Annotated in this window: 22 protein-coding genes; 15 read left to right on the top strand and 7 right to left on the bottom strand. The window is 39.0% G+C overall.

From position 1 onward, the window contains the following. Positions 1-138: 138 nt before the first annotated feature. The 3 genes from AAEY62_RS08855 to AAEY62_RS08845 all read left to right on the top strand — a co-directional run bounded on the left by AAEY62_RS08855 (position 139) and on the right by AAEY62_RS08845 (position 3,696). Entirely contained in the window at positions 139-678 is a 540-nt protein-coding gene (locus AAEY62_RS08855; protein WP_350634821.1) for a phosphatase PAP2 family protein, read from the top strand. Next, positions 675-1,706, top strand: a complete 1,032-nt coding sequence (locus tag AAEY62_RS08850; protein ID WP_350634820.1) for an MJ1255/VC2487 family glycosyltransferase — start codon at positions 675-677, stop codon at positions 1,704-1,706. The genes AAEY62_RS08855 and AAEY62_RS08850 overlap by 4 nt, the downstream gene beginning before the upstream one ends. Before the next feature lie 109 nt (positions 1,707-1,815). Next, entirely contained in the window at positions 1,816-3,696 is a 1,881-nt protein-coding gene (locus tag AAEY62_RS08845; RefSeq protein WP_350634819.1) for a methyl-accepting chemotaxis protein, read from the top strand. An 86-nt stretch (positions 3,697-3,782) separates the two neighbouring features. On the opposite strand, the gene AAEY62_RS08840 is transcribed toward AAEY62_RS08845, so the two are convergent. From AAEY62_RS08840 to priA, 5 genes are all read right to left on the bottom strand, one after another. After that, on the bottom strand, positions 3,783-4,157 hold the full coding sequence (locus AAEY62_RS08840) for a gamma-butyrobetaine hydroxylase family protein (RefSeq protein WP_197187932.1): 375 nt from the start codon (positions 4,155-4,157) through the stop codon (positions 3,783-3,785). 62 nt (positions 4,158-4,219) lie between these two features. Beyond that, entirely contained in the window at positions 4,220-5,548 is a 1,329-nt protein-coding gene (gene hslU, locus AAEY62_RS08835; RefSeq protein ID WP_024594430.1) for an ATP-dependent protease ATPase subunit HslU, read from the bottom strand. Positions 5,549-5,559: 11 nt separating this feature from the next. Continuing rightward, a complete protein-coding gene (hslV, locus tag AAEY62_RS08830) occupies positions 5,560-6,078 on the bottom strand; it encodes an ATP-dependent protease subunit HslV (protein ID WP_002958366.1) in 519 nt (172 codons plus the stop codon). A gap of 79 nt (positions 6,079-6,157) precedes the next feature. Further along, on the bottom strand, positions 6,158-6,685 hold the full coding sequence (locus AAEY62_RS08825) for an SPOR domain-containing protein (protein WP_007582031.1): 528 nt from the start codon (positions 6,683-6,685) through the stop codon (positions 6,158-6,160). Positions 6,686-6,705: 20 nt separating this feature from the next. Next, positions 6,706-8,892, bottom strand: a complete 2,187-nt coding sequence (gene priA, locus AAEY62_RS08820) for a primosomal protein N' (protein WP_007582030.1) — start codon at positions 8,890-8,892, stop codon at positions 6,706-6,708. 230 nt (positions 8,893-9,122) lie between these two features. Here priA and rpmE point away from each other — a divergent pair, with 230 nt between their 5' ends. Next, on the top strand, positions 9,123-9,338 hold the full coding sequence (gene rpmE / locus AAEY62_RS08815; protein WP_007582029.1) for a 50S ribosomal protein L31: 216 nt from the start codon (positions 9,123-9,125) through the stop codon (positions 9,336-9,338). A 688-nt stretch (positions 9,339-10,026) separates the two neighbouring features. Further along, complete coding sequence (locus AAEY62_RS08810; protein ID WP_007582028.1) at positions 10,027-11,268, top strand: malic enzyme-like NAD(P)-binding protein; 1,242 nt, start codon at positions 10,027-10,029, stop codon at positions 11,266-11,268. An 82-nt stretch (positions 11,269-11,350) separates the two neighbouring features. Here AAEY62_RS08810 and metJ read toward each other — a convergent pair whose 3' ends face one another. Continuing rightward, positions 11,351-11,671, bottom strand: a complete 321-nt coding sequence (gene metJ, locus AAEY62_RS08805; protein WP_007586263.1) for a met regulon transcriptional regulator MetJ — start codon at positions 11,669-11,671, stop codon at positions 11,351-11,353. A gap of 289 nt (positions 11,672-11,960) precedes the next feature. Here metJ and metB point away from each other — a divergent pair, with 289 nt between their 5' ends. Continuing rightward, positions 11,961-13,208 carry a cystathionine gamma-synthase gene (metB, locus tag AAEY62_RS08800; protein WP_010553801.1) on the top strand — a complete coding sequence of 416 codons (1,248 nt, stop codon included), beginning with the start codon at positions 11,961-11,963 and terminating at the stop codon, positions 13,206-13,208. Between the two features lie 5 nt (positions 13,209-13,213). Then, on the top strand, positions 13,214-15,559 hold the full coding sequence (gene metL, locus AAEY62_RS08795; protein ID WP_350634818.1) for a bifunctional aspartate kinase/homoserine dehydrogenase II: 2,346 nt from the start codon (positions 13,214-13,216) through the stop codon (positions 15,557-15,559). 64 nt (positions 15,560-15,623) lie between these two features. Here metL and AAEY62_RS08790 read toward each other — a convergent pair whose 3' ends face one another. Further along, positions 15,624-18,116 (bottom strand): penicillin-binding protein 1A, encoded by a 2,493-nt coding sequence (locus AAEY62_RS08790; protein ID WP_350634817.1) that lies wholly within the window; start codon positions 18,114-18,116, stop codon positions 15,624-15,626. 130 nt (positions 18,117-18,246) lie between these two features. On the opposite strand from AAEY62_RS08790, the gene AAEY62_RS08785 reads away from it, so the two are divergent. The 8 genes from AAEY62_RS08785 (at position 18,247) to AAEY62_RS08750 (ending at position 26,254) form a co-directional block, all read left to right on the top strand. Next, a complete protein-coding gene (locus tag AAEY62_RS08785; protein ID WP_024589891.1) occupies positions 18,247-19,326 on the top strand; it encodes a pilus assembly protein PilM in 1,080 nt (359 codons plus the stop codon). Next, the gene (locus AAEY62_RS08780) at positions 19,314-19,886 is read left to right on the top strand and encodes a PilN domain-containing protein (protein WP_007586268.1); all 573 of its coding nucleotides are present in this window, start codon (positions 19,314-19,316) and stop codon (positions 19,884-19,886) included. The genes AAEY62_RS08785 and AAEY62_RS08780 overlap by 13 nt, the downstream gene beginning before the upstream one ends. Next, positions 19,876-20,481, top strand: coding sequence for a type IV pilus inner membrane component PilO (locus tag AAEY62_RS08775; RefSeq protein ID WP_197102494.1), 606 nt, complete (start codon positions 19,876-19,878; stop codon positions 20,479-20,481). Before AAEY62_RS08780 ends, AAEY62_RS08775 begins: the two co-directional genes overlap by 11 nt. Further along, a complete protein-coding gene (locus AAEY62_RS08770; protein ID WP_007586272.1) occupies positions 20,478-21,017 on the top strand; it encodes a pilus assembly protein PilP in 540 nt (179 codons plus the stop codon). Before AAEY62_RS08775 ends, AAEY62_RS08770 begins: the two co-directional genes overlap by 4 nt. After that, a complete protein-coding gene (locus tag AAEY62_RS08765) occupies positions 21,004-23,109 on the top strand; it encodes a type IV pilus secretin PilQ (protein ID WP_024589890.1) in 2,106 nt (701 codons plus the stop codon). Before AAEY62_RS08770 ends, AAEY62_RS08765 begins: the two co-directional genes overlap by 14 nt. A gap of 184 nt (positions 23,110-23,293) precedes the next feature. Next, positions 23,294-23,812 (top strand): shikimate kinase AroK, encoded by a 519-nt coding sequence (gene aroK, locus AAEY62_RS08760; RefSeq protein ID WP_004589350.1) that lies wholly within the window; start codon positions 23,294-23,296, stop codon positions 23,810-23,812. A gap of 27 nt (positions 23,813-23,839) precedes the next feature. Continuing rightward, positions 23,840-24,910 carry a 3-dehydroquinate synthase gene (gene aroB, locus AAEY62_RS08755; RefSeq protein WP_010553793.1) on the top strand — a complete coding sequence of 357 codons (1,071 nt, stop codon included), beginning with the start codon at positions 23,840-23,842 and terminating at the stop codon, positions 24,908-24,910. Continuing rightward, positions 24,911-26,254, top strand: coding sequence for an AAA family ATPase (locus AAEY62_RS08750; RefSeq protein WP_197102498.1), 1,344 nt, complete (start codon positions 24,911-24,913; stop codon positions 26,252-26,254). Positions 26,255-26,279 lie beyond the last annotated feature (25 nt).

Here is a 26,279-nt window from a genome sequence, read left to right as displayed (position 1 = left end):
CTTAATCGCAGTAAATTTAGACAAAACAAGCGCTAAATCATTAATCGCAATAATAGTGTCTTAAAAGCGTCACTCAATTGTTATTTACAACACATAAGCTAAATCGGTGTTCATATATTATGCAATGAGGGGGAAGTGATGGATAACAATAATATGTTTAAAAGGGCAGCTCTGCTAGATGAGCAATTATTTTTAACTCTGTTTAATTGCAACTCACCGAAGTGGTTTAAAACAATGGCGTTTGGATTATCAAAAAGCGGTGATGGTGGACTTTACATACTTGTGTGTTTAGCGGTGTGGTGGCTTAGTAATAATGAGCAGCAACAATTATTACCTGTAACGATATTAGTTGGTTTTGCTTTAGAAAGGCCTATTTACTTACTGGCCAAAAATAGATTTGCCCGCATCCGTCCATGCGACTGCTTAGTAACAAATGCTTACATAGTACCAAGTGATAAATTTAGTTTGCCCTCGGGCCACAGCGCTGCAGCGTTCTTAGTTACGATTATACTAAGTCACTTTTTCCCTGAATATATATGGCTACTACTTAGTTGGGCTGCTGGTGTGGCTATTTCTCGTGTTGTATTAGGCGTACATTTTCCTGCTGATATTATTATAGGTGCGATTATTGGCAGTGTTTGTGGCTTATTCGCATTAGCGCTCGTGGTACCTGTATGAAAATATTGTATGGAGTGCAGGGTACCGGTAATGGTCATATAACGCGGGCTAGGGTTATGGCAAGCTGCTTTAATAAACTTGGTATTGATGTTGACTATGTGTTTTCAGGGCGAGCAAATAAAGATTACTTTGATATGCACGAATTCTCAGATTATAAAGCGTATCGGGGCTTATCGTTTAGTACTGAAAATGGGCAAGTCAAAAATTTAAAAACACTTAAAAACATGCGAGTTTGTAAGCTGGTGAGTGATATAAAATCGCTTGATATAAAACAGTACGATTTTGTACTTAATGACTTTGAGCCAGTCACAGCATGGGCTGCAAAACGGGCCGATATACCCGTTATCGGTATTAGTCACCAAGCCGCATTTTTGTCAGAAAACGTACCTATATTTGGTCGTGGTGTACTTAGAAAATCGCTCATCAAGCATTATGCACCAGCATCTACCTACTTAGGCGTACACTGGAAGCCATTTGCAAATAATATAATCCCGCCTTTTATTGCTCATCATAATCATGAGAATCCTGTCGCGGTACTAAATAAGGTATTGGTATATTTACCGTTTGAAAACTTAGATAGCATTGTTGATTACTTAAAAGACTTTCCCGAAAAAGAATTTTATTGTTATCACCCAAATGCCTGCAATCAGTCTTTTGGACATATACATTTGCGACTCCCCTCACGTTCTGGCTTTTTAAATGACTTAGCAAACACGAGTGGCGTTATTGGTAATGCGGGGTTTGAGCTTGCCAGTGAAGCGCTTAAGTTAGGTAAGAAGTTACTATTAAAGCCTTTAGATGGGCAGTTTGAGCAAACCGCAAATGCACAAACTTTGTTTGCCATGGGCATGGCGCATGTTATGAACTATTTAAACCCGCAAGCCCTTGATGACTGGAATAGCGCCCCGCAAAATAAGCAAATAAATTACCCTAGCGATCCCGCGCCTTTAATTGATTGGTTGGTTAAACAACAGTGGAATAACACACAATCGTTACACAAAGGTTTGTGGGATAGTGTCGCTTTATAGCCATCATAATTAAGTAGCTTAGAATAACCAATAATAAAAAGTTAAATTAATGAGTCGCTTCTGAGCTATCAGCTATAATACAAATGCATATTTAAAAAAGGCGTTAGCGATGAATTTTTTACAAAACTTAACAATCAAACGACGTTTACAGTTAAACGCAGTCGTTGTTGGTTTAGCAATGGTGGTCCTTTTATGCGTAATAATTTATGAAGCGAGAACAACGTTAAGCTTAAATAAAACAATTCAGCTTGCTGAAGAGCTTAATATCCATGAATTAGAACTGCGTAAACATGAAAAAAACTTTCTTTTTTATAAACAAGAAGAAGCATTAGACTTATTTGAACAAGATTATAACCAGCTTAAAAGTAAAATTGCTAAGTTGAATGTAATTATGCAAGAGCAGGGTATCGAAACCCAAAAAATAAGTAATCTCGATAATTTGGTAAGTGCTTATAACAATGACTTTATGAGTGTTGTTGTGCTACAAAAACGCATAGGATTACACCCAAAAGATGGGCTGTATGGCGAACTAAGAAGTGCAGTACACGAGGTCGAAAGCTTGCTCAAAGAGCAAGGTAATTACAAACTCTTATCTTCTATATTACAATTAAGACGGGCTGAAAAAGATTTTATGCTACGTTTTGATCTTAAGTATTTAACTCGATTTGATGAAGGGGTTGATACTTTAAAGCAGCAAATCGCTCAGGCTCAATTTGATACGGGGTACACAGCTCAATTAAATGGCTTTTTAAATTCCTACCAAACGCAATTTCAAGCATTGGTCCAGGCACAGGTTGAATTGGGCTTAGATTTAAATTCAGGTGCACTTGGAAAAATGCGTAAAAGTGTTGAACAAAGTGATGCAATCGTTGCGCAGATACTATTAAGCACTAAGCAACAGGTAGATAAAAGCGTTGAACAGGCACAATTTTTAGCCATTCTTATTTTTGTGATTGCTGGCATTATTGTTTTAATGTTGGTTTATTTCACGAGCCGCTCGATTATTGTGCCTATAGAGCGGGTTTATCACACCATTAACGATATTCGTCGTAATAATGATTTAAGCGTGATGATAGAGCAAACAGGTAAAGACGAAATTACCACCATGACGGTCGACTTTAATAGTTTAATAGGCGATTTTAAAAACTTAATTAACGAAGTTAATGGTGCTTTAAATACGCTTAACATAGCAACAGAGCATTTATCAGAAAGTACCGCAGCAACAAGCTCCGGTATGCAAGAGCAATTACATGAAGCCGACATGGTTGCAACTGCAGCCACCGAAATGCAGGCGACGATTCAGGATATTTCACATAATACTGAAGCGGCTGCTAAAAAAGCAGAGTCAACAAACTTAAGTGCTCAACAAGGGCGCAGTGAAGTTGACTCTACCGTTAAGCACATTAGAGCCCTATCTGATTCGTTAGGGAATGCATCAAATGTAGTATCGCAACTTGAAAAAGATGGCGAAACAATTGGTTCAGTGCTTGATGTAATTCGGGGGATTGCAGATCAAACAAATTTACTCGCACTTAATGCGGCAATAGAAGCGGCACGTGCTGGTGAGTATGGTCGTGGTTTTGCTGTTGTTGCAGATGAGGTTCGTTCATTAGCGAAGCGTACTCAAGAGTCCACGAGTGAGATTGAAGGTATTATAAGTACCTTACAGCAGCGTACTCAAGAAGTGGTGAGTATTATGCATAAATGTCGTTCTCAAGGCGATGAAAGTGCCTCACAAGCAATTAAAGCAGGTGAGTTATTAGGCGCAATTACTGAAGATGTACAAACAATAATGGAAATGAGCTCTCAAATAGCGGTTGCTATTGACGAGCAAAGCCAAGTGGCATCAGAGGTTAATAAAAATGTTGTAAGAATTCGCGACATTGCGCAAGATGCAACTGAACATGCTGCTAAAAACGCCCAAACTAGCGAAGAAGTATCTGAGCAAGCTAGAGTGTTATTTAGCGCTATTGATAAGTTTAAAGTGTAACTAACCTGAACTCTGGATAGTAAATATTTTAACCAGGGTTTAGGTTAACTAATCTAAAAATACCCACCTAAAGTTACCAATAAGGTTTAAGGAATAAACTTTATTGGTACACTGTTTTTGTTTTGTTCGTGATCGGCTACGCGTGCCGAATATTCATCGCTCAACGTTTGTTGCTGCGCTTGTAGTTTTTCAAAGTAACTCCAACTGAACAGTCCGCTATTGTGACCATCATCGAAATCTAAACGCAGTGCATAATGCCCAACAGGTACTATGTTTTTTATACCTACAGATTGTTTATTAAGTACTAGCTTCATTGGACCAGAGCCATGGCCTTGCACTTCAGCAGAGGGAGAGTGAACGCGTAAAAATTCACAGCTAAAGATTGCTTGGCTATCGTCGTCAAAATAAACATCTAAATTTTTACTCACGCTGTGGTAATGCACTTTTGTAACGTGTTTCATTTTATATATCCCATTAAAAAGCCCCCAATCTGGAGGCTTTTAGTATAACGTTTATATTCGTTTTATAGAATGAAGCGGCTTAAGTCTTCATCTTCAACAAGTGCACCTAGATGTTTTTCAACGTAAGCGGCGTCAATAACAAGTGATGAACCTGCTTTTTCAGAAGCATCGTATGAAATTTCTTCCATCAATCTTTCCATCACAGTATGCAAGCGACGAGCACCGATGTTTTCGGTTTTTTCGTTAACTTGCCACGCTGCCTTAGCAATACGCTCAATAGCATCATCACTAAACTCAATCGTTACTTGCTCAGTTTTAAGGAGCTCTCGTTGTTGCTCAGTAAGCGATGCATGCGGCTCTGTCAGGATACGTTTAAAGTCATTTGCAGTTAGTGGCTCAAGTTCTACTCGAATCGGTAAGCGACCTTGTAGCTCAGGTATCATGTCTGATGGTTTAGACATTTGGAACGCACCTGAGGCAATAAACAACATATGGTCAGTTTTAACCATACCGTGTTTAGTGTTTACTGTTGAGCCTTCAATTAGCGGTAGTAAGTCGCGCTGAACACCTTCTCGGCTCACATCAGGGCCTGAAGAATCACCACGTTTACAAATTTTGTCTATTTCATCAATAAACACAATACCGTTTTGCTCTACTGCAAAAATAGCTTGTTCTTTTAGCTCTTCAGGGTTTACTAATTTAGCGGCTTCTTCTTCCGTTAATAGTTTGAAGGCCTCTTTAATTTTTAACTTACGTTTAGTGCGTTTATCGCCGCCCATGTTTTGAAACATGCTTTGTAACTGGTTGGTCATATCTTCCATACCAGGAGGCGCCATAATTTCTACGTTTGATTGAGCTTGCGCTAATTCAATCTCGATTTCTTTATCATCTAATTGACCTTCACGTAATTTTTTACGAAATGTTTGGCGAGTAGATGAAGTATCGTCGCGTTGGCTTTCGCCATATTGATCTTTAACCGGTGGTAAAAGTGCATCTAAAATTCGCTCTTCTGCTGCTTCTTCGGCGCGATGTTTAAACTTTTTAGTTTGCTGTTCGCGAGTCATTTTAATTGAAACATCAACGAGGTCACGTATGATCGTATCTACTTCTTTACCAACATAACCAACTTCAGTAAATTTAGTCGCTTCTACTTTAATGAATGGTGCGTTAGCAAGTTTTGCTAAACGGCGGGCAATTTCTGTTTTACCTACACCTGTTGGACCAATCATTAATATATTTTTTGGTGTTACTTCACTGCGTAAATCTTCATTTAATTGCATACGGCGCCAGCGATTACGAAGCGCAATAGCGACCGCTTTTTTAGCTTTAGCCTGACCTATAATGTGCTGATCTAGCTCGTGAACAATTTCTCTTGGGGTCATATCAGACATAATAGTTCCTATTATAATTCTTCGATTGTTTGGAAGTTATTAGTAAATACGCAGATGTTGCCTGCAATAGTTAAGCTTTTCTCTACTATTTCACGAGCGCTTAAATCTGTATTTTCTAAAAGGGCGGTTGCAGCTGATTGCGCAAAGTTACCACCACTACCAATCGCAATTAAATCGTTTTCTGGCTGAACTACATCGCCATTACCGGTAATAATTAAAGAGGCTGTTTCGTCTGCTACAGCGAGCAGCGCTTCGAGTTTTCGAAGGGCACGGTCGCTTCGCCAATCTTTAGCCATTTCTACTGCGGCTTTAGTTAGGTTACCTTGGTGCATTTCTAATTTGCTTTCAAAACGTTCGAAAAGAGTGAAGGCATCAGCAGTACCGCCGGCAAAACCAGCGATTACTTTGCCATTATAAAGACGTCGAACTTTGCGGGCGTTGCCCTTCATTACGGTGTTACCAAGTGAAACTTGGCCATCGCCGCCAATTACAACTTTGTCGCCGCGGCGAACACTTACGATAGTAGTCATGTTATTCCTCATCATCGAGCTGCAGAGGCAACTCGTAAAAAACGATTATGATGAGGTTATATGGGTGAATGGTTTATTTTCAAGTCCAGCCCCAAATTCCGCAGCCGACTATTTTTACACGTTTAAGTTTGTTTTTATCGCTTTCGGCTTGGCGTTTGGTTTTATAAGGGCCTAAACGTACTTTATACCAAGTACCATTGCTGCCTTCAGCCTGTTTTATCTCAGAAATGAGCCCTGCAAATGCGATTTTAGCTTTTAATGATTCAGCTTGTGCATGAGTTCTGAACGAACCGCATTGCATAACATAAGGACCTTTTTGCTCAAGTTCTTTTACTTCAACTTGAATCTCGTGGTTTCTTATTTCTTTAATAAATTCCGGTGTACGTGGAATAACAACTTCTACTTTTGCGGGTGCAGTTGGGTTAGCTTGTTTTTCGACAAGTTTTGGATCGGCATTACTTTTTATAAACCATAATGTGTAGGCAAAACCACCTACAAGTAAGATGGCTATAACGGCTAAAAGAATAGGAAATGGTTTTTTAGCGGGTGCGTTTTTTTTACTGTTTCTGCCTGCAGGCTTTTTATTAATATAATCGTGCTGTGCCATGGTGTTATTTTGGCCTTAACCTAAATCATGTCTATAGGGTCTACGTCTAAGCTCCAGCGTACTTTTTGTGCAAGTTTACTGGTACTTAAATAATCAACCATTTGCGCAAGGTACTGATGTAATATGCGACGATCTTGCGCTTGAATATGCAATTGAAAACGATACATGCCTGCGACTCTTTCAAGTGGGGCAGGGATCGGACCGAGCAATTGTATACCAGATACCCCATTCACAGGAACCAAATCCGTCAAAAAATCGACGACTAGTTTAATACTATGCCCTTGTGCACGCACAATGGCCATATTTGTAATGGGCGGTAAGTCAGCATCATCGCGCTCACTAAGAGCAAAGCGGGCAAAGTCTTGGTAACCATTATTAACTAAGTCTTGTAAAAGAGGGTGTTCTGGAAAGTGTGTTTGTAATAACACTTGGCCAGGCTCACCTGAACGTCCAGCACGCCCCGCTACTTGGGTGACTAATTGCGCTAAGTGTTCTGTTGCTCTAAAGTCGCATGAGTATAAGCCGCTATCTACATCTAAAATTATAACAAGGCTTACATCTGCAAAGTGATGGCCTTTGGCAAGCATTTGTGTGCCCACTAAAATGCGTGCGCCGCCTAGATTTATTTCATCAAGTGCTTTTTCAAGGCTACCTTTACGGCGAGTTGAATCGCGGTCTATACGAGTAACGGGTGTATCAGGGAACTCGGTCGATAAAAACTCTTCAATTTGCTCTGTGCCTTTACCGTTAGGAAATATTTGCGTACTTCCACAGTCAGGGCATTGGTGAGGAACAGGGTACTGGTCGCCACAGTGATGACAGATCATTTGCCCAATCGCTTTATGAAATGTAGCGCTGGTACTGCATCGTTTACACTCGCTCAACCAACCGCACTCATGGCAAATAAGGGTTGGAGAGAAACCTCGGCGATTTAAAAATACCATAACCTGTTTACCGCGATTTAAGTGCTGACGCATAGTAGCAAGGCTTGCATGTGCAATACCTGCTTGGTCGGGCTGACCTTTCATATCGAGTAACTTAAACTGATTGTCAGTCGCTGTTTGCGCGCGCTCGGTTAAACTTAATAGCTGGTATTTGTTATTAATTGCTTTGTGAAGTGTTTCAAGCGCGGGTGTGGCGCTGCCTAATATAAGCGGAATTTTATGCTGAAAAGCTCTGTAAGCGGCTAAATCACGAGCATGGTAACGAAGGGTATCTTGTTGTTTAAATGATGAATCGTGTTCTTCATCAACAACAATCATACCGAGTTTTAAAAATGGCAGAAAAATACTCGAACGCGTGCCAATAACTATCGCGCAACTGCCTTTTTCGCAAAAACGCCATGTTTGTAAACGTTCGTTGTCGGTAAGTGCTGAGTGCCAAAGCATAATGGGTGTATCAGGAAAGCGGCGGCGAAAACGGTTTACGGTTTGTGGTGTTAGGCCGATTTCGGGCACGAGTACGAGGGCTTGCTCGCCACGTTTGAGTACTTCTTCTAGGCACTGTAAATACACTTCGGTTTTACCGCTGCCCGTTACGCCTTCTAATAAGAAGCTGCTAAAGCCAGTACTTTGATTTATAGCTGTGCAAGCAACCGCTTGTTCTTTATTAAGTACTGGTTTACTACCGACGGTTGGAGCAACACTTTGCCATTGGTTATCGTGCTCAATAGTTTGTGTTATGAGTTCTTTATCTATTAAGCTATCTATTGTTTTTTTACTAAAGCCCAGTGCTTTTAACTCAGTTAATGATGACTTACCTGATTGCGATAACTGCTTTAATAGGTTGAGCTGTGTTTTAGCTTTTAATGACGGTACTTTTGCACCTTTTTCTGTCAGGGCAACCATATTAATACTGGTTTTATCAGGCGATTCACCTTGGCGAAGTGCACCAGGTAGCGCTATATGAATAGTTTCGCCTAATGGATAGCAATAATAGCGGGCAGTAAAGCTAAGGAGTTCTAAATGCTGGGCACTTAAAATAGGGGCGTCGTCTATTACCTCTATAATATTTTTAATTTTATTTAAAGGGACGTCGGTACTGCTTTTAATACCCAAAACAACCGCTACTTTTTTTTGATTACCAAAAGGTACCAAAACTCGCATGCCAGGTAGTAAGGGAATTGATAAGCCACTGAGCTGTTCTTCTATTTTATAATCAAAGGTGCGTGGAAGCGGGACTTTAATAGCAACTTCAACAAAACTCATAACAACTCAACCCGTAAAATTAATGCTGTAATGTACTAAAAATAACGCTAAAAACCTACTAGCAATAGTGCTTGAGAAAGAGATTGTTCACTTTTTTGGCAAAAATATAAATAAATACTTGTGTGGGGGGAGGTTGTTGGATAAAATCCGCCACCAACAAATTTGTTTTAACGACGTATGGTGCCAAACTCCGGGTTTGGAGAGCGATGCGGCCTTAACTAGAGGTTCCTATGAAAGAAGGTATTCACCCTAAGTACGAAGTAATTTCTGCAACATGTTCATGTGGAAATAAATTCGAAACTAGCTCAACTCTTTGTAAAGACATTCACTTAGACGTATGTTCTGCGTGTCACCCGTTTTACACTGGTAAGCAAAAAGTTTTAGACACTGGCGGACGTGTTGATCGCTTCAACAAGCGCTTCGGTGCACTTGCCAGCAAGAAGTAATTATTGCTGTTTAGTTAAAAAAAGCACCTTAGGGTGCTTTTTTTGTGCCTAAAATTTGTTATTTATTATCTTAAGCCAACCTACATAAATCTTTGAGCAATTTAACGAATTAAATTGCACTATAACGTCGTTAAAATTTTTTTATTTAGAACAACTAGATACAAAAATTTTTGCCTAGTTCTAGCGTAATTTTCTTAACGTTAAATAGACCCCATATATAAGCAGATTGGTATTATTTCGTTGATTTTAACTATCCCCTCCTTTTGCATAACTATTTCCTATTCTTATTCTGAGTATGCATAATCCTTTACAGACAAATCGATAGATATTCTCTATATTTTAAATAGTACAATTTTTAACTAGGTTGATAAAAGTAGCTAACGTGGGCTTATCTGTTTTTAAAGTAGGGTAGTAGGCTGTTATTCTAAGTTTATGCTGATACTTTAAGTATACATTTTATAAGATTTTGATAGGCATAAAAGCACCTTAAAACTTACTTTTTAGGTGAATTTTTATTTATTAAATGTTGATATAATCCTGCAAAGTTACTGAAAAACCTCTTAAAATTAAAGGATATAGCATATAACAGGATAGACCTGATATTGCTTGGAATTTAAAAATAATAAGGGTATCGTACCCCAAGACTCCATCTCTCACTTTAACTTAAATTGCAGGATACCATCGCGTTATGTCTGACTTTCGTGAACAAGCACTACATTACCACTCACATCCCGTACCAGGTAAAATTAGCATTGAGCTTACAAAACCAGCTGAAACGGCTCATGATCTTGCACTTGCGTATAGCCCAGGTGTTGCCGAACCTGTACGTGAAATAGCTGCAGATCCTGCAAATGCTTATAAATATACTGGTAAAGGTAACATGGTTGCGGTTATTACTAATGGTACTGCAATTCTAGGCCTTGGTAATTTAGGTCCTTTAGCGTCTAAGCCTGTAATGGAAGGTAAAGCGTTATTGTTTAAACGTTTTGCAGGGCTTGATTCTATCGATATTGAAGTTAAGCACAAAACAACAGAAGACTTTATTAATACGGTTGCCAACATTGCCGACACATTCGGTGGTATTAACCTTGAAGATATTAAAGCACCAGAGTGTTTTGAAATAGAAAAAGCATTAATAGAGCGTTGTAGTATTCCTGTTTTTCATGACGATCAACACGGTACTGCCATTGTAACGGCTGCTGGTATGTTAAATGCGCTAGAAGTACAAGGTAAGTCAATTGAAGATGCAATTATTGTATGTTTAGGTGCAGGCGCTGCCGCTGTTGCGTGTATGGAGCTGTTAATTAAGTGTGGTGCACTGCGTGAACACATTTATATGCTTGACCGCAAAGGTGTTATTCATACCCGCCGCGATGACTTAAATGAATACAAACAGCTTTTTGCTAACAATACCGATAAGCGTACATTGCAAGATGTAATTGCAGATGCTGATGTGTTTGTGGGTGTTTCTGGCCCTAACTTATTAGCGGCTGAAGATTTAAAGCTAATGGCTGCAAAACCAGTTGTGTTTGCATGTTCAAATCCAGATCCTGAGATTGATCCTGCACTTGCGCACGGCGCACGCAACGATTTAATCATGGCAACAGGGCGCTCTGATTACCCTAACCAAGTTAATAATGTTTTATGTTTCCCGTTTATTTTCCGTGGTGCACTTGATGTACGTGCAAGTGCTATTAACGATGAAATGAAAATTGCTGCAGTAGATGCTATTCGAAGTATTGCCAAAGAGCCAGTACCTGCAGAAGTTTTAAAAGCCGCTGGAGTAGATAAACTAGAATTTGGTGCGCAGTATATTATTCCAAAACCAATGGATCCACGTTTACTGCCGCGTATAGCAAGAGCTGTTGCACTTGCTGCTATTGAGTCAGGTGTTGCACAAATTGAGCTACCTGAAAACTATATGCAGTAAATCTATACAGTAGAGCTATGCAATAAAATTTAGACATAAAAAAACCTCAGTAATTACTGAGGTTTTTTTGTCTTTGTAATATTTATTCTTCGTTTAAAACGGGTACTTCTAGACCCATTTCTTGCATTATTTTTTTAACTTCTTCTGGCACTTTTTCGGCGTTATCTTTACGTAAGTCATCGTCATTTGGTAAAGGTTGGCCAGTAAAAGCATGCAAAAATGCCTCACATAGCAATTCACTATTTGTAGCATGGCGAAGGTTATTGATTTGACGACGTGTACGTTCGTCAGTTAATACCTTTAATACATTTAGCGGGATCGAAACGGTGATCTTTTTAACTTGCTCTGATTTTTTACCGTGTTCTGCGTATGGGTGAATATACTCACCATTCCATTTAGCCATAAGATGTATCGTTGCCTCAGATTATTAATTTCTCACACGGTATAAAAAGCGTGTAAATATGCGTGAAATTCTATCGATTTAAAAAAGATAGTCAAATAATAGATACAGATCTATCTTAATAAGCCTATTGTAGGTGTAAAGATAAGCACACTTTTGTGAGCTAAAATGTGTTATTCGCAGAGGCCTCTTCTACTTTTAGCCATCTAGAGCTTTAAAATACTTTGACTTATCAAAACGGATAACTTACTCTTTTAGACGTCTAAACATCCAAATTAATCAGGTGACGAATATGAGCGAAAAAAACAAAGCGACCATTGCTGTACGTAACGGCGTTGATGCTGATAAACATCATGGTGCGGTGGTACCGCCAATTTATTTATCGACTACTTATTCGTTTGCCGACTTTGATACTAAGCGTGAGTATGATTATGGTCGTAGCGGTAATCCTAATCGTGATATTTTAGCTGAGACGCTTGCTAAGCTTGAAGGTGGCGCTCGTGGCATAATTACAGCTACAGGCATGGCTGCCGTGCATTTAGCTACTCAGCTACTTAATAGTGACGATACGTTAGTAATTCCACATGATTGTTATGGTGGCAGCTATCGTTTATTTACATCTTTACAAAAACGCGGACTACTAAAGCTCGAAATATTAGATTTAACAAAAGAAGAAAGCCTTCAACAAATTTTAGTAATTAAACCTAAGCTTATTTGGATAGAAACCCCAAGTAACCCAGTACTTCGTTTAACAGATATTAAAGCGGTTACCGATGTTGCAAAGCAATGCGGTGCATTGGTGGCTGCAGATAACACGTTTTTGTCGCCTGCTTTACAAAACCCTATTAAGTTTGGTGTAGATATTGTGGTGCATTCAACCACTAAATACATTAACGGACACTCAGATGTAGTAGGCGGCGCTGTTATTGCCGCAACACAAGAGTTAGGCGATGAGCTTGCTTGGTGGGCTAATAACATTGGAATTACGGGTGCGCCTTTTGATAGCTATTTAACGCTTCGTGGTTTACGTACTTTAAATGTGCGCCTAAGGCAGCATCAAGAAAATGCACTGGCAATAGCTAAGTATCTTGAAAGCTCTGAATATGTAAGCCAAGTTTACTACCCAGGTCTTGAGTCACATCCTCAACATGAACTGGCTAAAGCACAGCAACTTGGTTTTGGTGGCATGGTTAGTTTTGATATTAAAGGCGATATAAATGACGCTGCGGCATTTTTAACTAGTCTTAAAACGTTTAGTTTAGCTGAGTCACTAGGTGGCGTAGAGAGCTTAATTTGTCACCCTGCAACTATGACGCACGCAGGTATGGAGGCAACAGCACGTTTAGAAGCGGGTGTGGGCGATACGCTTATTCGTATTTCGGTAGGTATTGAAGATATACACGATTTAGTCGCTGATTTTGAGCGAGTGTTTGAACTTGTAAAACCAGGGCAAAATAAAAATGTTGGCCGTGTAGGCAAAGGTGCAGGCACTTCTGGTGGGAACGTTAAATTAAGTGCAGCCCGTCCGGCGCTTTGGTGATTAATATGGTCAATTGTGTACATAAATTTGGTGGTTCAAGTTTAAGCTCAAGTGAGCGATACCAAAGCGTAGCAAAAATAATAATTACACATACTCAACCGGGTGATTGTGTGGTGGTATCGGCTGCGGGTAAGACAACCGATACGCTAGTATTACTTTGGCAAAGCTATCAAAAACAAGATACTCAAGCAGTAGCTGATATTTTACTGCAGTTAAATAACCATCAAAGTGATTTAATAAAGCAGCTATTAGAAGCCGATTTCAAACGAAGTGCACTTAAAACACTAAGTATCGAACTTAGCTATATTGCAGAACTTGCTCAAGCTGAGCAGCTAAAAGAGGCTGCATTACTTGCACATGGCGAACTGTGGTCAGCACGTTTACTCGCTACTTATTTACAGCAGCTAAATATTGAGGCATGCGCTCAAGATGCACGTACTCTTTTTACCTTAAATGATGGCGAATTAATGCATGCGCAAAATGCGCAGCAATGTGGGCAGTTAATTTTGCCTAATAAAATAAATGTTGTTACTGGGTTTATTGCCGCAGATATCAAAGGCGAGACTGTAACACTTGGCCGAAATGGCAGTGACTACAGTGCAACACTACTTGCAAATTATTGCAATGCTAAGCAAGTATGTATTTGGACTGATACACAGGGGGTGTATAGCACTGATCCTCGCAAGGTACAAAAAGCGATTAAGTACGGCAAAATTTGCCGTGGGCAGGCTAATTTATTAGCTCGTTTGGGTAACCCTGTATTACATGCAAAAACACTATCGCCACTTAAAAACACAGATATTAAGCTAGCTGTTCGCAGTAGTTTTGACGTACAAGCAAGTCCAACAGATATAGTAAAAGAAGGTTCAGCGAAGAAAAAACGTTTTATAACCACGTTGCAAAATGTTGACCTATTAATGGTTGAAGGATTAAGTGAAGGTGAAGTTGCAAGTGTTAGTCAGCTTATTCAGCATAGCCTTCATCACTTTAACCATAATGGTGAAGTGTATTTAGTAGTACCTGCAGCACAAACTTATCTGGTTATTAATTATTTTGCGGGTAGGGCAAATATTAGTGAGTCAAATTTAAACGGTTGTGCAATTGTAGCGCCTGAGCAAGACGTTAATACATTAAGCTTACAAGCATTAGATTTATTAAAAATCCACAGCATAAAACCTCGTTTTGTCCATCAAGATACTGGCTATGCTTTATTGCTTACCGATCAATTTATAGATAGTGATATACAAAGTGACTTACACGATAAGCTAATTAATAAAGGCCAAGAAATCGCAATTATAGTTGCGGGGCTTGGTAACGTTGGCGACGTTTTCATTAAACAGTTATCGGCACAATTTGAGCGTTTATCGGATGACTTTAGTATTAAATTAGTCGGTCTAATTCGCTCTAAAAAAATGCTGTTTAATGCAAGTGGTATTAATACACAGCAATGGAAAACTCAATGGCAGCATGAGGCAAATAGCTATCAATCTGCAGATTTACTGAATGCTATAAATGAGCTCGATTACGAGCATAAAATTGTAATTGATATTACCGCAAGTGAACAATTTAGCTTGTTATATCCAGACTTTGTAGATAGAAACTGTCATTTAATTAGTGCTAATAAATACGCTGGAACAGCACCTACTACTTGGTATAAAGCACTTCGTAGTAATATTACAGAACGTAATTTACATTGGCGATATAACACCAGTGTAGGCGCTGGCTTACCTATTAACTTTGCTTTGGCTGATTTGCAAAATAGTGGCGATAAAATAACACGTATAGAAGGTGTTTTCTCAGGCACGCTTTCGTGGTTATGTAGTAAATATGATGGAACAAGGCCATTTTCTGAGTTGGTACTGGAAGCTCAGAAAATGGGATTCACAGAGCCAGACCCTCGCGAAGATTTATCTGGGCGAGATATGCAGCGTAAGCTACTTATTTTAGCTCGAGAGTTAGGTGTTGAGCTTGAACTTGACGATATTAGCTTATCGGCATTGATGCCAGATGAACTTGCGCTGGGAAGTTGGGATGACTTTTTAAATAAAAAAGCACAGCTAGACGCGTTCATCGAAGAGCATGCAGTGACAGCAAAGTCTAAAAATTTAGTACTTAGATATACGGGCTTGTTAGAAATCACACAAGGTGAAGTAATTGCTAAAGTGGGAATAGCGTATGTGCCTAATGGCGATGCGTTAGCAAACCTTACACCTGGCGATAATATTTTTGTAATTAATAGCCAATGGTATAGCGATAACGCATTAGTGATTCAGGGGCCAGGAGCGGGTAGAGAAGTGACCGCTGCGGGTGTGCACTCTGATTTATATTGGCTTGTTCAAAACTTAAAATAAACCTTTGGTTTAAACAAAAACGGCAGCTTAAATAAGCTGCCGTTTTTGTATCACATACATATTATTAAAATAGCTCTTCTTCTGTTTTAGTGTCTTCTTCAAATATATCGTTAGGCTGAGATAGCACATACTTTGTAGGTGCAGTACCTTTTTCAAAATATTCAAATCGACTCGTGTAGTCATTTTTATGGCTTAATAAACCAGTAGCTAAATCAATACGAATAGAAACAAGTCCCTCAGGCGGCTCAATTGGGGCTTCAGGCTTGCCTTCAAGTGCCGCTTTCATAAATTCAACCCAAGCTGGCTGCGCGGTTTTAGCGCCAGATTCCGCACCTGATATTTGGCTGCTATCTAGGTTGTTATTATATGTAGAGCGACCAAGAGCGTTGCCCGGATTATCAAAGCCAACCCAAACTGAGGTCATCACATTACTATTAAAACCGCTAAACCAGGTATCTACTGAGTCATTAGTTGTGCCTGTTTTACCTGAAATATCGCGACGATCTAGCGCTTGTGCTCGCCAACCGGTTCCACTCCAACCTGTTTTATGAGCCCAGCTACCACCCCCCCAAATTGCACTATTCATAGCATCAGCAATTAAAAATGCATTTTGCTTAGAAATAATTCTCGGCGCACATTTTTTCGTTTGCTCCATTTCATCATCACTATTATGCATCGAGAGTACATTGTGTGTTGGCAAAGGCTCTTCGTCACAGGCAAGAGCAGGGTTTGCTTTAAACAATACATTGCCGTAAGCATCTTGAATTTCTGAGATAAAGTAAGGTTCAATTAAGTGACCACCGTTGGCAAATGTGCTCATGCCTCTTGCAAGTTCAAGCGGAGTAATAGAAGCACTACCAAGTGCTAATGATTCACTACGATTAATGTCAGCGTCTTTAAAACCAAATTTTAGTAAGTGATCAGCTGTACGTTGCAATCCAACACCACGTAGTAAGCGCACCGAAATAACGTTTTTAGACTGTGCTAAAGCACGGCGAATTCGAATAGGACCATTGTAAACAGCAGGGCTGTTTTTAGGGCGCCATGCTACGCCTTGGCTCTTATCCCACTGGTTTATAGGTGCATCATTTAATATAGACGCAAGCGTGTAACCTTTTTCAAGTGCTGCTGAATATATAAAAGGTTTTATATTAGAACCCACTTGACGCTTAGCTTGTATCGCTCGGTTGTATTGACTTTGCTCAAAGCTGTAACCCCCTACAATAGCTTTTATTCTACCGTCTTGTGGATCGAGGGATACAATAGCGCTTGATGCTTCTGGTATTTGGCTTAATAAGTAGCTGTTATCTTCGTTTTGACGTACCCATATTTGCATACCTGGCGTTAAAATATCAGTAGCTGCTTTTGGAGCAAAGCTTTGGCGGTAGCGAGTAATATACTTACGCGCCCATTTTAAACTATCCCAACTGAGGATTGTTTGCTCACCGTTTTTAAGTAGTACTGTAGCTGTTTTATTATTAACACTGAGTACTGCTGCAACTTTTAAAGTGCCTAACTCATTTACGCTCTGTAATTTATTGAGTATTTGTTGCTCAGTTAAAGCTGGTTGTGTTTCAGGATTCCATAAAACATCAGTTGGACCTCTAAAACCATGACGCATATCGTAACTGTGTAAGTTATTTACAAGTGCGTTTTGCGCTGCTTTTTGAACCTTTGACTCTACTGAGGTAAAAATTTTAAAACCTGAGTTGTAGGCTTTATCTACCCCATAGCGCGAAACCATTTCAGCGCGCACCATTTCAGAGATATACGGTGCGTATAAGTTTATTTCTGCACCGTGAAAATAAGCTGTAATAGGTTGGCTAGTTGCTTCGTTATATTGCTCTTGTGTTATATAGTCTTCGGTCAGTAAACGGCCTAAAACTACATTTCGGCGTGCTTTTGCACGCGTTGGGTTACGAATTGGGTTTAAAGCTGAAGGTGCTTTAGGTAAACCTGCAATCATCGCCATTTGTGCAAGTGTTAAATCTTTTAGCTCTTTACCGTAATAAACTTGCGCTGCTGCACCAATACCGAAAGCACGATTACCTAATTCTATTTTATTAAGATAAAGCTCTAAGATTTCGTCTTTTGTTAACACTCCTTCAATATGAAGCGCTATAAATATTTCTTTAACTTTACGAATATATGCTTTTTCGCGTGTTAAAAAGAAATTACGAGCAAGCTGCATAGTAATAGTACTTGCACCTTGTTTTTTCTCGCCAGTAGATATAAGAACAACAGCCGAACGTACTATACCAATAGGGTCTATGCCTATATGATCGTAAAATCGATTATCTTCTGTCGCTAAAAATGCATTAATGAGTGTTTGAGGAATTTCATCAATAGTCACTGGAATACGACGTTTTTCACCAAATTGATTGATTAAAAGCCCATCTTTAGTGAATACTTGCATAGGAGTTTGTAATTGCACGTCTTTTAAAACTTGCACACTGGGGATATCAGGTTTAACGTAGTAATAAAGGCTGACCAAAGTAATCAGACCAATTAACACACAAATGATAAAAAATTGTAAAGTTCGTTTTAATAAAATCACTTATATTTCCCTAAATGGACTCCCAATTGCGAGTTTTGACTGCTAGTATATATTGATTAAAAAATGAATAATATTTTTTCATATAAAAATTATAACTTGTTTATTATTAAAACAAAGGCCAAGTTGAAACATGCTAAGTCAACTATTTCAAAAACCGTCCCAAATGATGGTAGGAATTGATATTGGATCGCACTCTATTAAGGCTGTGCTTTTACGTGAAATTGAAACTGGATTTCGACTCGAAGCACTTGCAATTGAGCCGATGCCAAAAGGCGCTATGAGTGAGCGCACAATTCAAGATATTGAAGCGATTGGTAACGTAATTACAAAATTAAGAAAAAAATTACCAAAGTCGTTAAAATCTGCAGCAGTGGCTGTTTCTGGCCAAACAGTCATTACAAAAGTGATCTTCATGGATGTATCGTTAACTGATGCTGAACTTGAGTCGCAAATTGAAATTGAAGCCGATAGTTTAATTCCATATCCTCTTGATGAAGTGAGCCTCGACTTTGAGAAGCTTTCGACGAATGAGGCCGATCCTAGTAAAATGAATGTTTTGCTTTCAGCTGCTCGTACTGAGAGTGTAGAAGCGCGTGTTGGCGCTTTAGAAGCTGCAAATTTAGAAGCTAAAATAGTTGATGTAGAAAGCTATGCATTAAGTCGTGCAATGGATGTGTATTACCAACAATTACCTAGCGACGCATTTAATAAATGTGTGGCTGTGGTTGATATTGGTGCGGTTTTAATGCTCGTGAGCGTTGTTCAAGCAGGGGAAACAATTTATACACGTGACCAAGTTTTTGGTGGCGACCAATATACAAATAGTATCGTTGCTTATTATAATAAAGGATTTGATGAAGCTGAAATTGGTAAAACATCAGGTGATTTACCGCCAAACTACACCTTTGAAGTATTAGCCCCTTTTCAAACTTCGTTACTTCAACAAGTGCGACGCGCGGTGCAAATGTTTTTAACAACCAGTGGCAAAGAGCAAATCGACTATATTGTATTAACGGGTGGTACATCGATGATTAAAGGTATTGACCGATTACTCATTGAAGAACTAGGTATTCACTCTGTCGTTGCTGAGCCTTTTGAAAATATGGAAATTTCTCCAAAAGTAGATCGTAATGTAATGCAGCGTCACAAAACGCAGTTTGCAATTGCGACAGGGTTGGCATTAAGGAGCTTTTCAACATGCCACATATAAATCTACTTCCTTGGCGTGAATCGCAGCGCGAAGAATCGAAAAAGAAATTTGTAACTATACTTATTGGTGTCGTTATACTTTGTTTTGCGAGTATGTACTTATTAAGCTCTTTTTATAGTGCATTAAAAGACGGTCAAAACTTAAAGAATAACTATTTAAGCTCAGAAATTAGCATGCTAGATAAAAAAATAAGTGAAATTAGAAGTTTAGATAAAAGAAAAGAAAACTTACAACAGCGTATGAGACTCATTGAAGAATTACAAAGCAGCCGTAATTTGGGTACGCAAATAATGGATGAAGTTGCCAAAATAGTGCCGGGTGGGGTTTACTTAACAAAACTCGAGCGCAGAGGCAGCCAAATACATGTATTGGGACGCAGTGAATCTAATAACCGTTTATCAACAATGCTGCGCCAAGTACAAAGCTCATATTTACTAGAGAATCCTTCAATGCAAGGCATTGTTGCAGGCGATCAATCTTCGCGTTTACTTAGTGATTTTAATATGGAATTTTATGTAAAACCATTTGATAAAATTGGTGAGGTTAGCGATGAGCCTTGATTTTAAAGCACTGAGTGAAATTGATTGGAATGAAATAGAGCTCGATAACATTGGCGATTGGCCTATTGCAGTTAAAGCAATTTGCTGTACGTTTGTTGCCGGACTTGTATTGTTTTTTAGTTATAGCCTATTAGTTTCTGATGAAATTGATAGTTACCACAGTGCAGTTGCGAAAGAGGTCGAGTTACGCACTACTTATCGTACTAAATACGCAGTCGCGAGTAAGCTTGAGATCTACCGTCAACAAATGATTGAAATGGAAGATAAGTTTTCACAATTATTAAAACGTTTACCTACCTCTAACGAAACCCCTGGTTTACTTGATGATTTGTCGTATGTTGGCACAACAAGTGGTCTGACTTTTTTAAAAATAGGTTGGTTACCAGAAGTCGAGAAAGAATTTTATACTGAATTACCGATTAAAATAGAAGTGATAGGAACCTACCATGAATTTGGTGAGTTTGTGGGTAAAGTAGCTCAGTTACCACGAATTGTAAGCTTACATGACTTTTCTATTTTATCATCGGGCGATAAACAGTTAACATTTGGTGTTGTTGCGAAAACATATCGTTATGAAGAAGGGGTTAAAAAATGAAGCTCCTTCGCGTAGTACCTGTAGTAATGGTGTTTGTTTTGAGTGGTTGTAATGATGATACGTCTGAGCAAAAAGAATTTATTGATCAGGTAAAAGCAAGCACAACACCAAAGGTTGAATCAATTCCTGAGCTGACAAAGTTTGAAATATTTGAGTACAGTGCTGGTCAGCTACGTAGCCCGTTTGTAGCGCCTCAGCCTGAGATAATCCAAAATAAATTAACGCAAGTAAAAAACTGTTTGCACCCAGATCAAGAGCGTCGCCGCGAACCGTTAGAAAAATACCCGCTAGATAACTTAGCAATGAAAGGCACAATTGGTTCTAGTGGACAAATATGGGCATTAATAACAGCAGCTGACGCTACTTTGCATCGTGTAACGGTAGGGAATTACCTTGGTAGTTATGATGGCAAAGTAAAAACAGTAAGTAACGACTATATAGAGTTAGTGGAATTAATCCCTGATGGGTCTGGCTGTTGGAAAGAGCGCTTGACTAAATTAGAAATGTTAGAGGCGGCAACAGATGGCGCAAATTAATAATAAAAAAGGTAAAAATAGCATGCATAAGGATGTACTTTGGCTTCATCGTATTTCACGAACATTACTGGCTGCTGTTGCTTTAGTCACTGTAAATTCAGCCGTTGCAGGGCCGTTACTTTATGATGTTCGTTATAATCCATTACTTAAAGGCGAAACTGAGTTACAGCTTGTTTTTGATGAAGAGTTAACGCTTGAGCCAAAAGTTCAGGTGTTTAATAGCCCAGCCCGAATCGAAATGTTTTTTGATACCGCAGAGTTAGAGGTTGGTTTAAATGATGTTGAAGTTAATCAAGCTGGAATTAGCAGTGTTACTAATGTTTTAACTAACAGTGGTTTAAAGGTAACGGTAAACTTAGATAGATTAAAAATTTATGAAACTGAAGTTCATAACAACTTAGTATCAATACGCGTGTCTGATAATCCTCTTACAGAATCTGAAAATGAAGATGTAGCGATGGACTCAGGTGACGTAAGTGGAAATTACATCAACCGTATCCAATCAATTGATTTTAGACGTGGTGAAAAGGGCGAGGCGAAAGTACTCGTATTTCTACAAGACACTCAAGCTGCAATTGAAGTCCATGAAAGTGGCGGGAAAATTTACGCTGACTTTCATCACACCGATATTTTAGATGACCTACTTTATGAATTAGATGTATTAGATTTTGGTACTGTTGTAAGTAATATCGAGACTTTTAAAGAAGACGGATTAAGTCGTGTCGTTATTGAGCCAAATGCTCAGTTTACATTTACGTATCAGCAAATAGATAATATTTTAACGCTGACGGTAGAAAAAGATGAAACGCAAAACGCCTATTTAGATGGTGGAGTTGAGTATCAAGGTCGCCCTATGACCTTAAATTTTCAAGATATCTCTGTGCGAGCAGCACTACAAATTATTGCGGGTTATAACGATTTTAACTTAGTAACCAGTGATTCAGTGACAGGTAATATAACACTGCGTTTAGATGGCGTACCATGGGATCAAGCGCTTGACGTAGTACTGCGTATTAAAGGGCTAGACAAACGCATGGATGGCTCTATTTTAATGGTAGCGCCTGCAGAGGAGCTTGCGGCACGTGAAGCCAAAGATTTAAAAGCTAAACAGCAAGTTGAAGACTTAGAGCCACTCTATAGTGAATACATTCGATTAAACTATGCTAAAGCCGAAAATTTTGCTGACTTATTAAAAACAGATACAAACAGCATCATAACTGCCCGTGGTAGTGTTTCGGTTGATCAGCGTACAAATACCTTATTAGTAAAAGATACTGTAAAGAGTATAGAAAACATTCGCCGGATGATAGAAACGCTCGATATTCCGGTACAGCAGGTTGTAATTGAATCTCGAATGGTAACTGTGCGCGATAACGTTACTGAAGACTTAGGCGTACGCTGGGGCTTTAGTGATCAAGGCAGTAGTGTTGGTATTTCAGGCTCCCTTGAAGGCGCAGAAGGTATTTATAATGCGACATCTACTTCAAATGCACCAAGTATTTCAGACCGATTAAATGTAAATTTACCTATTACTAACCCTGCGGCTAGCATTGGCTTACACATAGCAAAGCTGGCTAACGGTACGCTGATTGATTTAGAACTAAGTGCTCTTGAAGAAGAGAATAAAGGCGAAATTATTGCTAGCCCGCGTATCATAGCGGCTAATCAGCAAAAAGCGCGAATAGAGCAAGGTACTGAAATCCCTTACACTGAGTCAGCTTCAAGTGGTGCTACTACTGTAAGCTTTAAAAAAGCGGTACTAAGCTTAGAAGTAACACCTCATATCACACCTGATAATAAAGTAATTCTAGACTTAATTATTACTCAAGATACTCGTGGTGATACTGTACAAACGGGAACAGGTGAAGCAGTGTCTATTGATACCCAAGAGATTCAAACTCAAGTGTTAGTTGAGAATGGACAAACCGTAGTACTCGGTGGTATTTTCCAGCAGCAGATCATTAATACTACGAGTAAAGTGCCAATTTTAGGTGACATTCCTTACGTAGGAAGACTATTTAAAACCACAAGTGAGTTTAATGAAAAGCGTGAATTACTTATTTTTGTGACACCAAAAATACAAATTGATTAAAATACAGTGGTTTTATGTTAACCAACGGGTGATTATTTAGATTAATTGCTCGTTATATGGCTTTTTATGCTAATTGACTTGAAATACCCCCGCAATTACTGAGATAATCCCCTCCTTAATTTTGGGGCCAGGTCGTTAGGCGGGGTTTTATTTCAAATTTTAGAGTTTGTTTGTACTAAAAGATATGGCTGAGAAACGTAATATATTTCTAGTTGGCCCCATGGGGGCTGGCAAAAGCACGATTGGTCGTCACATCGCTGACCAATTACACCTTGAATTTGTTGATTCTGATCAAGAAATCGAACGCCGCACAGGTGCAGATATTGCATGGGTATTCGATCTTGAAGGTGAAGAAGGCTTTAGACTTCGAGAAGAGTCTGTTATTGGCGATTTAACCGAGATGCAAGGTATTGTACTTGCTACCGGTGGTGGTTCAGTAATGAGCAAAGAAGTTCGAAACAAGCTTTCGGCTCGAGGTATCGTTGTATACCTAGAGACACCTATAGAGAAGCAAGTTGCACGCACGCAACGCGACAAGCGTCGCCCATTACTGCAAACTGAAGAAGCACCTCGTAACGTACTAGAGCGCTTAGCAGAAGAACGCGAGCCACTATACAAAGAAGTTGCTGATTTTGTTGTACGTACCGATGAGCAAAGCGCTAAAGTTGTTGCTAACCAAATCATCGAGAAATTAGATTTTTAAAAACCAATAATAAAGGAATAGCCAAGCATGCTTAAATTAACTGTTAATTTGGACGAGCGAAGTTATCCTATTTATATTGGGCAATCTGCACTTCAAGATAATGGCCGCCTGGTTCACCACATTGGTGATTGTCGGCCTATCATCATTACTAATGACACAATAGCGCCTTTATATTTGCAAAGGTTACTTGATTCATTAGCTGATCTAAATCCGCTATCTTTTATTATTCCTGACGGTGAGCAATATAAATCACTGGAATGGTTTGAAAAAATATCAGCATTTTTACTACAAAATAACTGTGGCCGAGATACGTGTTTAATTGCGTTAGGTGGCGGTGTTGTAGGTGACCTAACTGGTTTTGTAGCGGCTTGTTATCAGCGCGGCGTACCGTTTATTCAAATACCAACGACAGTGCTTTCACAGGTTGATTCATCGGTAGGTGGAAAAACGGCAGTAAATCATCCGTTAGGTAAAAATATGATAGGGGCATTTTATCAGCCTCAAGCGGTTTTTATTGATACGCAAACATTACACACTCTACCTGCACGAGAGTTTGCAGCAGGTATGGCTGAGGTAATTAAGTATGGTCTGATTTACGATACCGAATTATTTGCCTATTTAGAGCGAAATGTGACTAATTTACAGCAACTAGATGAAGCATGCTTACAGCATATCATTTTTAGATGTTGTGAAATAAAAGCGCTTATAGTTGCTCAAGATGAAAAAGAACATGGCTTACGGGCTTTGTTAAACTTAGGCCATACATTTGCCCATGCAATTGAGGCACAGATGGGTTATGGCGTTTGGTTACACGGCGAAGCTGTTGCAACAGGAATGGTATTAGCAGCTAAACTTGCCAAGACACGCCAAGATTTAAGCGCAGATGAAGTTGATCGAATTATTAAGCTGCTTGAGCTATATAATTTACCAACAGAAATTCCAAAGCAAATGACTAGCGAGCAGTTTTTAACGCATATGCGTAAAGACAAAAAGAATAAAAAAGGCACTATCCGCTTTATTCTACCTACCCAATTTGGCCAGTGTGCATTAGTTGATAATGTATCTGATGATCAAGTTAGAGACTTAATCGAGCAGTAAATGCAGTCACAAATTTTACCAAGCCGTGCGGCTTTGGTGGATAGAATCGCACTGCAATTTGAGTACGGGCAAAATTTAATTGTTTTACTTGGCACTTCTGGGCTAGGTAAAAGTTATATGCTCGAAACCTTCATTACAGATAAATACAACGACTTTAATAAAGCCTTTGTGCAAGTAAGTGCACAAATGACTGACGCTCAGCTAATGAGTGAGTTATTAGAGCAAAGCTTTAACTCTCCCCTGATTGATCATAACTTAAGTTTACCTGAAAACTATTACCAATTACTGCAGCAGCAACCATGCGGGCCATGTTTATGGGTACTTGATGGCGGTAGGCAATTATCTGATGAGATGTTAATTGAGCTTGAGTTACTTTCTAAAAACAGCCCAAATACGCTATATATTATAATAGCTTCACAGTCTAAACTGGCTTTAAATAACGCTGTTGAAATTTATTTGGAGCCGCTAACGCTTCGAGAAAGCAAGATGTTATTGCAGTGGTACTTTACAGACTTACCCTATGATGAAGACCCTGTATTTAGTACTTTTTTAGCTGAGGCTCACGGTAATCCCAGCTTATTGCTTGCTTGGCAACCTAGTGAGCACATAGCCGATATTATTGTAAAAGACAAAGTGTCTTGGCGATTACACTTATTGATTTTGATGTTGCTGATTATGTTTTTAATTATTGGTCTGCTTTATAAGTCGGATATGACACAGTGGTGGCAACAGTATTATCAGCAAGAAGAAACACAAGTAATAAATACAGCAATATCTATAGAGCAAGTAAGTGAGCCGGCTATAAAGAAAAATGACTCAATAATTAACTTAAATGACCCCAAAGTTGTTGAGCCAGATATTAAAGCAGAGCGTGTACACATTAATGATGTGCCTGCCATAATGCAAAGCCTTACCGAACCTACGAATACCGTTAACGTATTAGACAATGATGTTGATGATAGTACTAATAATAAAAGCAGTGTATCAAGTGACGTTAAATCTAAAGCTCTAAAAGTAAATACAGTAGAGCAAACTCAGATCAGCCAAGATAATATATGGTACATGCAGCAAATAGATACAAATAGTGTTATTCAATTATTAGCCGTAACTCAGCAGGAAGTTAGCGATAATTTTATTGCTCAATTCAATCTACAGCAGCAAACTCATACTTACCAAACAAAGCGAAATAATAAAATATGGTGGGTTGTTACATTTGGCAGTTTTGAAAGTATAAACGAAGCAAAATCAGCAATGGATACTTTATCTGCTGAGGTTAGAAAAAATAAACCTTTCTATAAAAAAATTAGTAAAATAAAGCAAGAAATAGCACTCGTTGATCAGTAAAACACACTGCTTTAGTGTAAAATCG

It is taken from the genome of Pseudoalteromonas sp. GW168-MNA-CIBAN-0100, assembly GCF_040309225.1.
In the GTDB taxonomy this organism is placed as follows: domain Bacteria; phylum Pseudomonadota; class Gammaproteobacteria; order Enterobacterales; family Alteromonadaceae; genus Pseudoalteromonas; species Pseudoalteromonas arctica.
Note: the sequence above shows the minus strand (reverse complement) of the source record. Positions and strands in the feature narration are given on the sequence as shown.